Source organism: Streptococcus nakanonensis, from assembly GCF_059738785.1.
Window position 1 is genome coordinate 852,955 of record NZ_AP027139.1, and the last position, 15,318, is coordinate 868,272.

General features: G+C 37.2%; 5 protein-coding genes. All 5 read left to right on the forward strand.

All coding sequences use genetic code 11. The annotated features are described in order from the left end of the window. The first annotated feature begins 64 nt into the window (after positions 1–64). Positions 65–1,000: an HPr(Ser) kinase/phosphatase gene (gene hprK, locus AC6I9F_RS04250; RefSeq protein ID WP_164226751.1), complete on the forward strand. Its 936-nt coding sequence runs from the start codon at positions 65–67 to the stop codon at positions 998–1,000. Beyond that, positions 993–1,781, forward strand: a complete 789-nt coding sequence (lgt, locus tag AC6I9F_RS04255; RefSeq protein ID WP_164226752.1) for a prolipoprotein diacylglyceryl transferase — start codon at positions 993–995, stop codon at positions 1,779–1,781. The genes hprK and lgt overlap by 8 nt, the downstream gene beginning before the upstream one ends. Continuing rightward, positions 1,782–2,165: a DUF948 domain-containing protein gene (locus AC6I9F_RS04260; RefSeq protein WP_050242113.1), complete on the forward strand. Its 384-nt coding sequence runs from the start codon at positions 1,782–1,784 to the stop codon at positions 2,163–2,165. A gap of 15 nt (positions 2,166–2,180) precedes the next feature. Continuing rightward, positions 2,181–2,570: a YtxH domain-containing protein gene (locus AC6I9F_RS04265; protein WP_164226753.1), complete on the forward strand. Its 390-nt coding sequence runs from the start codon at positions 2,181–2,183 to the stop codon at positions 2,568–2,570. A 425-nt stretch (positions 2,571–2,995) separates the two neighbouring features. Further along, complete coding sequence (locus AC6I9F_RS04270) at positions 2,996–15,208, forward strand: YSIRK-type signal peptide-containing protein (RefSeq protein WP_498022977.1); 12,213 nt, start codon at positions 2,996–2,998, stop codon at positions 15,206–15,208. The last annotated feature ends 110 nt before the right edge of the window (positions 15,209–15,318 follow it).

Below are 15,318 nucleotides of genomic sequence, written 5' to 3' on the forward strand. Positions count from 1 at the left end.
AATCTGAAACTTCCTCCTACAATTTGATATAATAGAGAGAAGAACTCATTTGAAGGAGGAAATGATGACGGTTTTAGTAAAAGAAGTGATTGAAAAGCTTAGACTAGACATTGTCTACGGCGAACCAGAATTGCTTGAAAAGGAAATCAATACAGCAGATATCACGCGACCTGGTCTTGAAATGACAGGTTATTTTGATTACTATACTCCAGAGCGGATTCAACTTTTGGGGATGAAGGAGTGGTCTTATCTGATCAGCATGCCTTCAAACAGCCGTTATGAAGTTTTGAAAAAAATGTTTCTACCTGAGACACCTGCGGTCATTGTTGCCCGTGGTTTGGTGGTCCCAGAGGAGATGTTAAAGGCTGCTAGAGAATGTAAGATTGCCATTTTAACCAGCCGTACAGCCACCAGTCGTTTATCTGGAGAATTATCTAGTTATCTGGACTCACGTTTGGCAGAACGGACCAGTGTTCATGGGGTTTTGATGGATATCTATGGGATGGGCGTCTTGATTCAGGGAGATAGTGGAATCGGTAAGAGTGAGACAGGTCTTGAGCTTGTCAAACGTGGCCACCGCTTGGTAGCTGATGACCGGGTCGATATTTTTGCTAAGGACGAGATTACTCTCTGGGGTGAACCAGCCGAAATTTTGAAACACTTGATTGAAATTCGTGGGGTTGGGATCATCGATGTCATGAGTCTCTACGGTGCCAGTGCTGTCAAGGATTCTTCACAGGTTCAGCTTGCTGTCTATTTGGAAAATTACGATACGCATAAGACCTTTGATCGTCTGGGAAACAATGCAGAGGAACTTGAAATTTCTGGCGTATCTATTCCTCGTATTCGTATTCCAGTTAAAACAGGTCGTAATATCTCTGTCGTGATTGAGGCTGCTGCCATGAATTATCGTGCAAAGGAAATGGGCTTTGATGCGACTCGTTTGTTCGAAGAACGCTTGACAAATCTCATCGCTCGAAATGAGGTGCAAAATGCTTGATCCAATTGCTATTCAACTAGGACCCCTAGCCATTCGTTGGTATGCCTTGTGTATTGTAACAGGCTTGATTCTTGCGGTTTATTTGACCATGAAAGAAGCGCCTAGAAAGAAGATCATCCCAGACGATATTTTAGATTTTATCTTAGTAGCCTTTCCTCTGGCTATTTTAGGAGCTCGTCTCTACTATGTTATTTTCCGTTTTGATTATTATAGTCAGAATCTGGGAGAGATTTTTGCCATTTGGAATGGTGGTTTGGCCATTTACGGTGGTTTGATTACCGGGGCTCTTGTGCTCTATATCTTTGCTGATCGTAAACTCATCAATACTTGGGATTTCCTAGATATTGCGGCGCCTAGCGTCATGATTGCCCAAAGTTTGGGACGCTGGGGCAATTTCTTTAACCAAGAAGCTTATGGTTCAGCAGTGGATAATCTGAATTATCTACCTGCCTTTATCCGTGACCAGATGTATATTGAGGGGAGCTACCGTCAACCGACCTTCCTTTATGAGTCTCTATGGAATCTGCTTGGCTTTGCTTTGATTTTGATATTCAGACGAAAATGGAAGAGTCTCAGACGAGGCCATATCACTGCTTTCTACTTGATTTGGTATGGTTTCGGTCGTATGGTTATTGAAGGCATGCGAACAGATAGTCTCATGTTTTTTGGTCTTCGAGTATCTCAATGGCTATCAGTTGTCCTTATCGGTCTCGGTATTTTTATCATTCTATATCAAAATCGAAAGAAGGCCCCTTACTATACTACAGAGGAGGAAAACTAAATGTTAGAAGTTGCATATATTCTTGTTGCCCTAGCTTTGATTGTCTTTTTAGTCTATCTAATCATTACTGTACAAAAGCTTGGGCGTGTTATCGATGAAACAGAGAAAACGATTAAAACCTTGACTTCAGATGTAGATGTGACCTTGCATCATACCAATGAATTGCTGGCTAAGGTTAATGTCTTGGCAGATGATATCAATGTCAAGGTGGCAACGATTGATCCACTTTTTAGTGCTGTTGCAGATTTATCTCTATCTGTTTCAGACCTCAATGACCATGCGCGTGTCTTGAGCAAGAAAGCTTCATCAGCTGGTTCAAAAACACTCAAGACTGGGGCAAGTTTGTCAGCTCTTCGTCTTGCAAGTAAATTTTTAAAAAAATAAAAAAGGAGAATCCTTATGGGTAAACTATCCTCAATCCTTTTAGGAACTGTTTCAGGTGCAGCTCTTGCCTTGTTTTTAACAAGCGATAAGGGTAAACAAGTTTGCAGTCGGGCTCAAGATTTTCTAGATGATTTGAGAGAAGATCCGGAGTATGCCAAGGAGCAGGTCTGTGAAAAACTGACAGAAGTTAAGGAGCAGGCTACAGATTTCGTTCTGAAAACCAAAGAACAGGTTGAGTCAGGTGAAATAACTGTGGACAGTGTCCTTGCTCAAGCTAAATCATGTGCCCGTCAAGCGACAGAAGCATCAAAAAATCAATTCAATAATCTCAAGGAACAATGGCAAGAAAAGGCCGAAACTCTTGATGAATCAGAAGAGATTGTGATTGACATAACAGAAGAATAAAAGAAATAGTAACTATTCTAGGTCCTATAAACTCTCTAGTGGATTATACCTCTATAGAGCTTATAGGTTTTTTTATGTGGATAAAACCTTAAATAAAAAGAAATTTAATGATTTTTGAAAATAGATAAGTATAATCTACTTTTTTGTGAACAGAGTTGTTTTTAAAAAAATATCAATATATTCACAATGTTATACTTAAATATACAATATTTTCGAATGTTAAAGAATATAAGGCCAAATATTTGATTAAGTATGTAGAAAATAGTATAATTGAGCTGTGATAGCTGTGATAGCTGTGATAGCTGTGATAGCTGTGATGTTATTTGCCTATAGCAATCATCATAGTGATTTTTGTAGCTTAACTCTTTTTAAGGAGTTGAAGTTATAAAGATTGCTTTTTTATTATATTTTCCTTAGGAGGAGAAATGGAACACAAATCGAATTCATATAAAGTAAATCGACAGCAAGGTGAAAAGGTACTGCGCTTTTCTATTCGTAAATATAGCTTTGGTGCGGCTTCAGTAGCTGTAGCAGCACTGATGTTTTTAGGTACGCATGTCGTTAGTGCGGATAGTCTAGTTGAAAACACTTCACATTCTACTGCAGGTGTAGTGAACCCTGAAAATAAGGTCGAGCCACCTGTGGGCGTTACGGAACCTACTGAAAACAAAGTAGAAGTTGCACAGAATCCTTCAGAAAAGGAAATGGCAACTAATAGTGAAAACATTGTTAAAGTAGTTGATAAAGCGAAATTAAGAAAAGTAGTTGAAGAGTTAAATACTACTCTTTCATCGAAATCAGATCTTGACAACTCAGTTCTTTCTCCGATTAAGGACAGAGTTCAAAAAGGGCAAGCCCTACTAGATAGTGATACTGCAGCGCAGAAGTATGTAGATGAACTACTTTCCCTTTTAGAAAGTGATTTAACTGCTTTATCAAATGCTGCTAAAGAATCAAGCAAGGTTCAAGAAAACGCAACTGAGAATAATACTGAAATCAAAGATAATAAAACCACTTCTGAACTAAGTGAAGCTGATAAAACTATTTCAGATAAGAAAGAATCGCTAAAATTGTCTGCTGAACAATTACAAGCAGCAGTTCTTGAGCTCCCTGAACATGAATCAACTAAAGAAGTACTTGGAAAAGCAAATGAAGTTCTCTCACTTGCTCAAGGATTATTGACAAATACTAGGGTAACATCTAATGAACTTGAGGATTTGAATAATCGTGTTAAAAGAACGTTTAATTCTGTCAAAATAGCGACTTTGCGTCTAACTTCAGGTAAGAATGATCCACGTAATGGAAAGAAGATTGAGAAGGGAACAAATGTAAGAGCAGCATCAATTTCTTCAACATGGGATTCAAGTGATAACTTATTAATTTATCAACGTTTCCGTGCAAGTGATGGAGATAGAGTTGTTAGAAATGAACTAAGAGAATATACAGAAAATAAAGTAGATATGTTCGCTAAAACGACAACAATTGGTGGGGAACGTTATGTAGTTTACGATGTCTTCTTCAACAATGATGGTACTGCAATGGCGCATCTAAGTAGATATCAAATCTATCGATTAATTTTACCACCTCAAATTTTAGATTTAAATAGCGATGGTACCTATAAAGGTAATACTTTAAGAGATTTAAAGTTTGAAACTTATACAAGAAATGGGAACTCTGGCACTCTTTCTCAAAATCCAGAAAGATTTACTATAACTGGTTCTTATGATGTTAATTTTTTAAGAGATTCTACGGATTATGGTCCCTATTGGAAAAAATTAACGTATTTCTATAGTTTAGATATTAGACATGGAAATAGTTATAATCAAGATATGCGTGATACATTTAAAGGGAATAGTAATGATCCACTTTTAATCCATGCGGTAACAAGAACGGAAAGCAAATTTAACAAATATTCATATGGGTTTGGGGTTAAAACAGAGGATAGAACATCTGCTGTACATATGCAGGTTAAAGCTAAGTTGAAAGCTGGAGTAACAGATGACCAAGTAAGAAATGCATACTCATTAGCAGTTGCTGGTACGTTTGGGGAAACTACTAACCAAGCATACACATTTGTTTCTGGACGAGATACAAATGAGCCAACATATACAGGGTATGATGACCAACCAGTACAACCAACATTAAGAGATAACCAAGCACCAACAGTTAAAATGACTAATCCGACAGATGGGAATAAATCAACGGTATTAACAGATAATGAGTCAACATCTCCGGTAACTCGTATTTATAGAGGCGCAACTTTAAACGTTCCATTATCAATGTATGATAATGATCCTAGAGGTAAAGTAAACTTAAAATATGAAGGTGGATTACCTAAAGGTGTTAATTTTAACAATGGAACTACACTTTCAAAAACAGGAGCAGTAGAAAAAACTCCAGGAACAACAAATGTTACGGGAACAGTTGCTGCTGATGCACCGTTAGGAAAACATACAGCTACTTTTAAAGTGTCAGATGACCAAAGCGGTAATGTTGATAAGGGCAATAAATCAACGGTGAAATTTAGAACAGAAGTCGTTGATTTAGAGTTTGAAGATGGTAAAGGTGAAATTAGACAAGATGGTACTTTAGTTGTTAAAGGAAATAAAGGAACTTCACTAAATGATGCCAACAATTATTTACGAACAACTGATGGAACAACTCACAATGATAGTTTCTTCCCTGGAGGAATGAAATTTAAATTTATTCAACCAGACAATACTGTTAAGAATAATGTTACTTTTAATACGCCAGGTAAACATGTTGTAAAAGCAGCAGCTTATTTCCCTGAAAATTATGCAGGTACAAATGGAATTCAAACAGTTCCTCGTACTGGAGTTCAAGGAGATAATGTTTCTGAAATTACAAATAGAGCGTATTTAACGAAAAATATTGAAGTTCAAATTAAGCCAACTGCACCGACAGTAACGCCAGAAACAAATGGGGATGTTACAGTGACGCCAGTGGCTGAAGAAAATGTTAATACATTCAATTTCACATATAAAGATCCTAATAATTCTCCAAAAACTGTTACAGCAACAAAAATAAACGATGGATGGACATTAAGTAATGCTCCAGCTGATGGTGTGACGATTGATAAAATTACAGGTAAAGTAACAATCAAAGATAGAGCTATCAAAGATTCTGATTCAATTACTGCAAAATCTAAAACAAATGATAATGTGGAAAGTGATCCAGTGACAAAAACTTCAAACGTTGGGGATAAAATACCACCAGTATTTACGTTTGCCCCTAATGGAAAAGAAAAAATAGTGGATGCTACTGGAAGACAAGTTGTTTATGTAACTCCAACAGAAGATACAAATCTTAATATTGGGGCTGTAACGGATAATTCAAATAAATTAGTGGAAGCTATATTTAAAGAAACAAATGGTAACGCTAGTGGCTTAGGTTTCCCAGGGTTAACACATAATGGCGTACTTCGTGTTAATAATGTCGAAGTAGCCGCACCAAGAGATATCATAGTAACAGGGAAAGTAAGTGAGTATAAAACAGGTACAACACGATGGGTTGATGATGAAGTATATACTCGTAACGTGAATGCAACAGACGCTTCAAACAATTCAATATCTAATACGCGCGAACATCCTACAGCTGTTACCTTTAAAGTTTTAACACAAGCAACGAAATATGATCCACAATTTACAACTCAAGCAATTAATAAGGATGTTACAGCAAGCGATGCGAAAGTTACTCAAGCAGAGTTTGATGCCATTAAATCTAATATTACGTTCACATCACAACGTGGTGAAGTGAAAATTAGCAATAGTCCTAATAATAGAACTGCTGGTTTAAATATCACGATGAATGATAATGGAAAAATTAAAAAGAATGCTACGAATGGTTCATACTATGTAAGTGCGACAATTACGTATCCAGACCACACAACAGAAAATATCGAAATTCCAGTAAGTAAGTCAGATACAACAGCACCAAAAGTGACTATAAATGGTAAAGAATTATCAGAAACGGCTACAGATTATTCATTTGTAGTATTTAAAGGGTCAACATTTAACCCAACGTTACGAGTTAGCGACGATAAAAATAATGTGAAAAGCGTAAGTGTATCAGGTTTACCGAGTGGGAATAATTTCTCAGCAACAGGAGACTGGTCTAAAAATGGAGCAGATGTTCAAGTAACAGACGATACTATTACTGCAACAAATAATGCTCAATTAGGAGATCATGAAGCAAGTATTGTTGTAAAAGATGCACTAAACAATGAGAAAACTTATAAATTCAAATATAAAGTTGTAGATGTTGCAATTAGAGAAACACCAAAAACAGTCCCATTAAATACTCAATTAGAAGATTCTCATAATTATGTAAAAGTAGTAGATGGTACAAATAATGATGGTAATGATAAGTACTATCCAGCTGGTATGTTGTTCAAATGGAAGAAGGGAACTGAAGAGGTTGCTAATGGAACTAGATTGAGTAGACCAGGAATCATTTCTGAATATAAACCAGAAGTGAAGTTTAGAAGTGGGGCTGGATATTATACAGAAACTATTGATGGTAAGAAAGTTAAAGTCTACACACCTGCTACAATCGAAAGAGAACAGATCTTCCATGTTAAACCGACAGCACCAACAATTACTCCTTTAGAAAAAGGAGATGTAACAGTAACGCCGGTAAGTGAAGAAAATGTTAATACGTTGGACTTTGAATATATACATCCAAATGGTAAGACTATACAAATTACAGCAACTAAGACTGGGAATAAATGGTCGTTATCGCCAAATACACCTGCGGATGGTGTAACCATTAATCCTGATACGGGTGTTGTTACAATCAAAGACCGTGCTATTAAGGACAAAACTGCAATAACAGCTAAATCTGTAACGGCTGATCGTGTAGAAAGTGATCCAACAACAGAGAATTCTAAAGTAGGGGATACAGAACCACCGAAATTTGAATTTACTCCGAATGGCGTAGAAACAAAAGTAGAATCTAATGGTGAACAAGTAGTTTATGTAACGCCAACAGAAGATACAAATCTAACAATTGGTAAAGTAACCGACGATTCTAATAAATTGACTGAAGTTAGAATAGCATTAGGTCAGACATTCAATATAGGTTTGGGTGAAGGCTTATCTTATAATGAGGCTGTTCGAAAAAGTAATGTTGAATTAGATGCTCCAAGAGATGTTACAATTTCAGGTAATTTAGGAGATTATAAAACTGGAACTACAAAGTGGACAGATAATGATGAAGTAACACGTTATGTTGTAGCTAAAGATGCTGCAACAAATGAGCTGAATAATCAAACAAACGATGTTACAAATAAATCGCGTATTAAGTTCAAAGTTCTAACTCAAGCAACAAAATATGAACCACAAATTACAACACAACCAATTAACGTAGATGTTACTGCTACAAATGCAAAAATTACTCCAGAAGATTTTGATTCAATGAAATCAAATCTGACATTTACATCTACACGTGGAACTGTAAAGATCAGTAATAATACAACTGGTTTAAGTCTTGCTATGAAAGAAGATGGTGCGATTAAGCCGAAAGATAATGGTACTTACTATGTTGGTGCAACTATCACATATCCTGACCATTCAACAGAGGATATTGAAATCCCTGTAACGAAAGCTGATGCGAATGTTCCTTCAGCTACAATGGATGGTATGTTGTTAACAAATGACGAAAATACTACTGCTAACTTTGTAGTATTTAAAGGAGCAAAATTCAATCCTACTTTCAATGTAAGAGATGATAAAAATAAAATTACTAATCTGAAAGTAACAGGACTTCCAAATGAAACTGAAATTGAAAAAACAGGAACTTGGAATAGTGGAACAAATGTTAAGATTGAAGAAGAAGCGAATACATCAACAGATACTTCTACTTTAGGAGAACATGTTGGAACTGTAGAAGTTACAGATTCTATAAACAATACTGGAACATACAAGTTCAAATATACAGTAGTAGATGTTGAAGTTAGAAATATTCCAGAAACAGTTGAGTTAGGAACTAAACTAGTTGATGCAGCAAATGCAGGTAACGGCAAAGACTCTCATAATTATGTGAAAGTAGTCGATGGTCAAAATAATAATGGTGATGATAAATATTATCCAGCAGGAATGAGTTTCAAATGGAGTAAGAATAATGCTGAAATCACGACTACTACTGAGTTTAACAAACCAGGTGTAGTAACTGATTACAAAGCATTAGTAAAATTCCCAAGTGGTGCAGGATACTATACAACAAATATAGACGGTAAAACTGTAAAAGTTTATACACCTGCTAGCATCGAAAAAGAGGTTACATTCCATGTAGCACCTCCAAAACCAACCTTTAATCAGGATGCAGTATCATCAACAACACGTACGATTAGTGGTACATTAGGTGGATTCACATTAGATAATAATAATGATAGAGTTGTAGAAGTACACTTAAATGATAAAGATAACACAGTTTTATCAAGTAAAAATGGACAAGTAACTATTAATGGCGATACTTGGACAGCGACATTACCAGATAATGTAAATCTTCGTCAAAGTGAAAATAAAAACGGAGAAGTAGTTCAACCAGCAGCGATTACAGTAGTAAACAAAGTTGGAAATACAGATGTTTCTAAAACGAGTGATCCTAAAGTAGTCAAAATGGGTAATTACTCACCTTCTGCTACAATTGCCGGTAGCAAGCATATCGATGTAACAGTTCCACATGATGCGAAACGAATCGAGTTACGATTCCATAACAGCACTGACACAGATAATACACCAAATAGTATTGTCCTTGTTCGTGATGAAAATGGTGGGGATTGGCAAGTAGATTCTTCTACGGCACCGGCGGACGTTACGAATGCAAACAACTTTGTAGAAGCTATTACAAATAGTGTTAATGATGTTAACAAATCAGAAAACAAAGTAAGTATTACTCTAAAAGAATCAGATAATAATAAAAAACTTCTTATTAAAGAAGAAACGGCTTCTGGAGATAATACAGCTAATTATACTAGTGGATTAGGATTACGAGTAGACTATAAACCTGAAACTGGACAAAATGCAACACCAGCAGGAAATTGGCAAGTAATTTCAGTGTCAAATGATGCTCCAGTAGTAACGTTGAAAGATGCAGGAGTAGGAACACAAGAAAATCCAAAAGTGTATGATGCAGGAACAGTATTAACAGCAGATAAACTAAAAGAATTAGTAACTGTATCTGATACTGAAGATGATCGTACTACGGATAAACCTTTCGGAACGGGTACTGTTAATGTCTCAGGACTTCCAGCAAATCCAACAGCAGGAGTTTACGCTGTAACGCTTCAACCAGTTGATAGCCAAGGAAAAGCAGGAAACCAAGTAACGGTTCATGTAGTTGTAAAAGAAGAAAAACCAGCAGCTCCAACCATTTCACAATGGCAAAATGGAAATGTTAAAGTAACGCCATCAACAAATAATGGTGGAGATAAAGTAACAATTCCATTAACAGATGGAACTGTAACATTAGTGAAGAAAGATTCTGGATGGGAACTTGAAACTCCAAAAGAAGGTCTAGTATTCCACAATGGTTCGCTAGAAATTCCTAAAGAGTTAGTTGGAAATAATGTCACAGCTAAAGCAACAAAAGGAACAAATGGTTCTGCAGTTGATTCTGATGATGCAACATATACACCTCAATCTCATACTGTAACTAAAAAAGATGTTGTTAAAGAAGCAGGCTCACCACTTTCAAGAGATGATTTATCAGGAACAACAGGGATTACTGGAGTAGTAGATGGAACTGAAACTAAAGATTTCACAGCAGCGAAGATTACAAGTGTAGTGGAAAAAACATCACCATTACCAAATGTAACTCCAGATAGTAAACATACAATTCCAGTGACAATTACTTATGAAGATGGTTCAACAGAAACAACTGATGTAATTGTTAAAGTGAAACCACAAGCTCCAACAGTTACACCAAAAGAAAACGGAACTGTAGAAATTACACCGATATTAACTGGAGAAGGAACTACAACTATCACATATACAGGTGAAGATAATACGCCGCAAACAGTAACAGTAACAAAAGGTGGAAATGGAACATGGACAAGTTCTGATCCAACAATTGCTGTTGATGCAAATGGTAAAGTGACTATTCCTGCAGATAAAGTAAAAGATGATTCACCAGTTACAGCGCAAGTGACAAGTAAGACAACAGACTTAACAAGTCAATCATCTACAGAAACTGCTGGAAAACCATTAACAGTTGAAGTAGGAACGCCGGTAGATGCGATTGAAAATAAAGCATATACAAGTGATAAAGTGGTAACACCTAACAAAGACAATAGTACAATTACTCCAACTCCTAAAAATGGATTAACTGTAACTCCTGATGGTAAAGTTACTGGAACACCAGATATTAAAGACTGGGGAGAAATCGAAGAACATCGTACTGTAACGATCAAAGTAACAGTAACACATGATGGTGATACACCAGTTGAAAAAGACGTTGTAGTCAATGTATTAAGAGATACAGATGGAGATGGAATACCAGATAAAGATGATTCAGACGATGATAATGATGGAATTCCAGATGATCAAGATAAAAATCCAAAAGTAGCAGATGAACTAACAGGAAATGTGACACCACCAGCTCCTGTGAGAGAAAAAGCTAAAATTCCACCTGTTACAGTTGTTACACCGAATAAAGCAGGTGCTACAATCACAACAGAAAATCCACCAGTAAATGGATTATCAGTTAACGGAAATGGTGAGTTAACAGGAACTCCAACAGTAGATAATTGGGGCAAAGATGAAGAAGAGCGTCAAATTAACATTCCTGTTAAAATTACAAAAGAAAAAGATGGAAAAACTGGAAAAGAAACTGAGGAAATTAAGGTAGAAGTTCCAGTAACGATTCTGAGAGATACAGATGGAGATGGAACTCCAGACAAAGAAGATGCAGATGATGATAACGATGGAATTCCAGATGATGAAGAGAAGAAAAATGGAACAGATCCAAAAACTCCTACGACTCAAACTCCAACTATAGGAATTACTCGTAAAGAGAATGGTGATGCAATTGTAACACCAACGAAACCAGGTGTAGGAACATATCCACCAGGAACCAAGGTAGTTATTCCAGGTGATAATAATACAACAATTGAGGTAGAGATTGGAAATGACGGTTCAGGAACAGTTCCAAATGATAAACTTCCAAAAACTGATAAACCAGGAACAGGAACAGTAACAGAACCGAATAAAGCACCATCTAATCCAGTTGATGTAACGACGCCAGCCCGTAAGACACCGACAGTAGAGTTACAACAAGATCCAGATACAGGAGAAGTAACAGTAACACCAACGAAACCAGATGGAACAACATACCCACCAGGAACTAAGGTAGAAATTCCAGGAAAAGATGGAAATCCAATCACTGTAACAATTGGACAAGACGGTAAAGGTAAAGTGCCAAATAAAGATTTACCAGATGGTAAAATCTCAGGTCCAGGAACAATCACTGAGCCTGGTCCAGATAAAACTCCTGAAAAAGTTACTGTTGAAACGCCAGCTCGTTTAACACCAGCAATAGTATTAGATCAAGATCCAAATACAGGAGACGTAACGGTAACACCAACGAAACCAGATGGAACAACATATCCACCAGGAACGAAGGTAGAAATTCCAGGTAAGAATGGCACACCAATTGTGGTAACAACAGGACCAGATGGAAAAGTAATTATTCCGAATAAAGACTTACCAGATGGGGAAATTACAGGAACAGGTAAAATTACACCGCCAGGAAAACCTTCTGTTGAAGTAAACGTAAAAACACCTAAGAAATTAGATCCAAATGCACCTCAAACAGAACAACCAGGTGAAATTGAAATTACAAGAAAACCAAATGGAGATGCTGTAGTAACACCTAAGAAAAAGGATAAAACACCATATCCACCAGGAACTAAGGTAGTTATCCCAGGTGATAATAACACTCCAATCGAAGTTATTATCGGTGAAGATGGCTCAGGAATAGTACCAAATGACAAACTTCCAAAAGGAAATGTACCAGGAAAAGGTATCGTAACAGAACCAAATAAAAAACCATCACAACCAGTTGCTGTAAAAACACCAGCTCGTAAGACACCAACAGTGGAAATGGAACAAAATCCAAATACTGGAGATGTAACGGTAACACCTAAGAAACCAGATGGAACACCATATCCTAAAGATACTAAGGTAGAAATTCCAGGCAAAGATGGAAAAACTATTGAAGTAACACTTGACAAAGATGGAAAAGGTACAGTTCCGAACAATGATTTACCGGATGAAGATACTCCAGGAAAAGGTAAGATTACAGAACCAGGAAAATCAGCAGAAGTTGTTAATGTTGAAACACCGAAAAAAATCAATCCAAATCATCCAGCGACGGAACAACCAACTGAAATTGACATCACAAGAAACCCAAATGGAGATGCGATTGTTACACCTAAGAAACCAGATGGAACACCATATCAAGCAGGAACGACTGTGAAAATTCCAGGAGAAAATGGAACACCTATTGTTGTGACAATCGGAAAAGATGGTTTTGGAATAGTTCCGAATGACAAACTTCCAAAAGATGAAGTGCCAGGAAAAGGAACAGTAACAGAGCCAGGAGCTAGACCATCACAACCAGTGGATGTGATAACACCTGCTCGTAAGCCGTCAACTATACGTTTGGATCAAGATCCAAAAACTGGAGATGTAACAGTGATTCCTATGAAGCCAGGTGGAGGAACATATCCATCAGGAACGAAGGTCGAAATACCAGGTAAAAATGGAAATCCAATCACTGTAACAACTGGAGAAGATGGAACAGGAAAAGTCTTAAATGGTGATTTACCAGATGGAAATGTACCAGGCACAGGTAAGATTACAGAACCAGGAAAACCAACTACGGAAGCTCAGGTGCTAACACCAAGTAAAATCAATCCACTTGCTCCTCAAACAGAGCAACTAGGTAAGATTGAAATTACAAGAAATCCAAATGGAGATGCCGTAGTTACTCCGAAGAAACCAGATGGCTCAACATATCCATCAGGAACTAAGGTTGTGATTCCAGGAGAGAATGGAACATCTATTATTGTAACGATTGGAGATAATGGTTCAGGAATAGTTCCAAATGATAAACTTCCAAAAGAAGATATTACAGGAAAAGGAATTGTAACAGAACCGAATAAGAAGCCATCACAACCAGTAGCTGTAACAACACCAGCTCGTAAGACTCCAACAGTAGAGTTAACACAAGATCCAAATACAGGAGATGTAACAGTCACACCTAAGAAACCAGATGGAACAACATACCCATCAGGAACTACGGTAGAAATTCCAGGGAAAGATGGCAAACCAATCGTTGTACCAATCGGAAATAATGGAACAGGAACAGTTCCAAATAATGATTTACCTGATGAAGATACTCCAGGAACAGGTAGGATTAAGGAACCAGGTAAGCCAACAGTTGAAGTGAAGGTAGAGACGCCTGGGAAAATTGATCCTACTGCGCCAGAAACGGCAGAATTAGGTACAATTGAAATCACAATAAAACCAAATGGAGATGCAGTCGTCACACCGAAGAAAACAGATAAAACAACGTATCCGGAAGGTACTATAGTGAAAATTCCAGGAGAAAATGGAACATCTATAGTAGTGACAATTGGAAAAGATGGCTCAGGAACAGTTCCAAATGACCAACTTCCAAAAGAAGTTAAATCAGGAAAAGGAACAGTAACAGAACCAGGTAGGAAACCATCTAATCCGGTGGATGTAACAACCCCAGCTCGTAAGACACCAACAGTAGAGTTGGATCAAAATCCAAATACAGGGGATGTGACGGTAACACCTAAGAAACCAGATGGAACACTATATCCAGAAAATACTAAGGTAGAAATACCAGGTAAGAATGGTAAACCTATCGTCGTAATAATTGGAAAAGACGGAAAAGGAACTATACCTAATAAAGATTTACCAGATGGAATAGAACCAGGAAAAGGCACGATTATGGAACCAGGAAAAGATCCTGTAGAAGTAATTGTAACAACACCAGCCCGTAAGACACCAACGGTTGAACTAGATCAAGATCCAAATACAGGTGACGTTACAGTAACGCCTAAGAAACCAGATGGTTCAACATATCCACCAGGAACGAAGGTAGAAATACCAGGTAAGAATGGCACACCAATTGTCGTAATAATTGGACAAGACGGAAAAGCTACAATACCAAACAGTGAATTACCAGACGGTAAAGTTCCAGGTACAGGTAAGATTACTGAACCAGGTCAACCAGCTGTAGAAGTTCCAGTAGAAACTCCAGCTAAGGTAACACCAGCAACACCAACAGATACAATTCCAGTTGCACCAGTGACACCTGATACGCCAGTAACACCAGATACTAATGGAGGTTCTGGTCAAGATACACCTGCACCAACAACTCCAATTCCAGATGCAGTTACTCCGAATGCAAATCATGAAGATACTACAGATGCTATTGATAGTGATAATGGAGCTAAGTCAAATGATTCTCAAAATGTATTGCCAAATACAGGAACAGAATCAAATGCGACTCTTGCCTCTCTAGGACTTCTTGGTATGCTAGGCGGTCTCGGACTTGCTCTTAGAAAGAAAAAAGAAGACTAAAATAAAAATTTAGTCAAATGAACATTCATTCTTTTGTGTTTTAACAACGAACTAGATTGATTCTGATAGTTGTGTTATCCATAAAGTACAAAGAATGTTTAGAGAAAGAA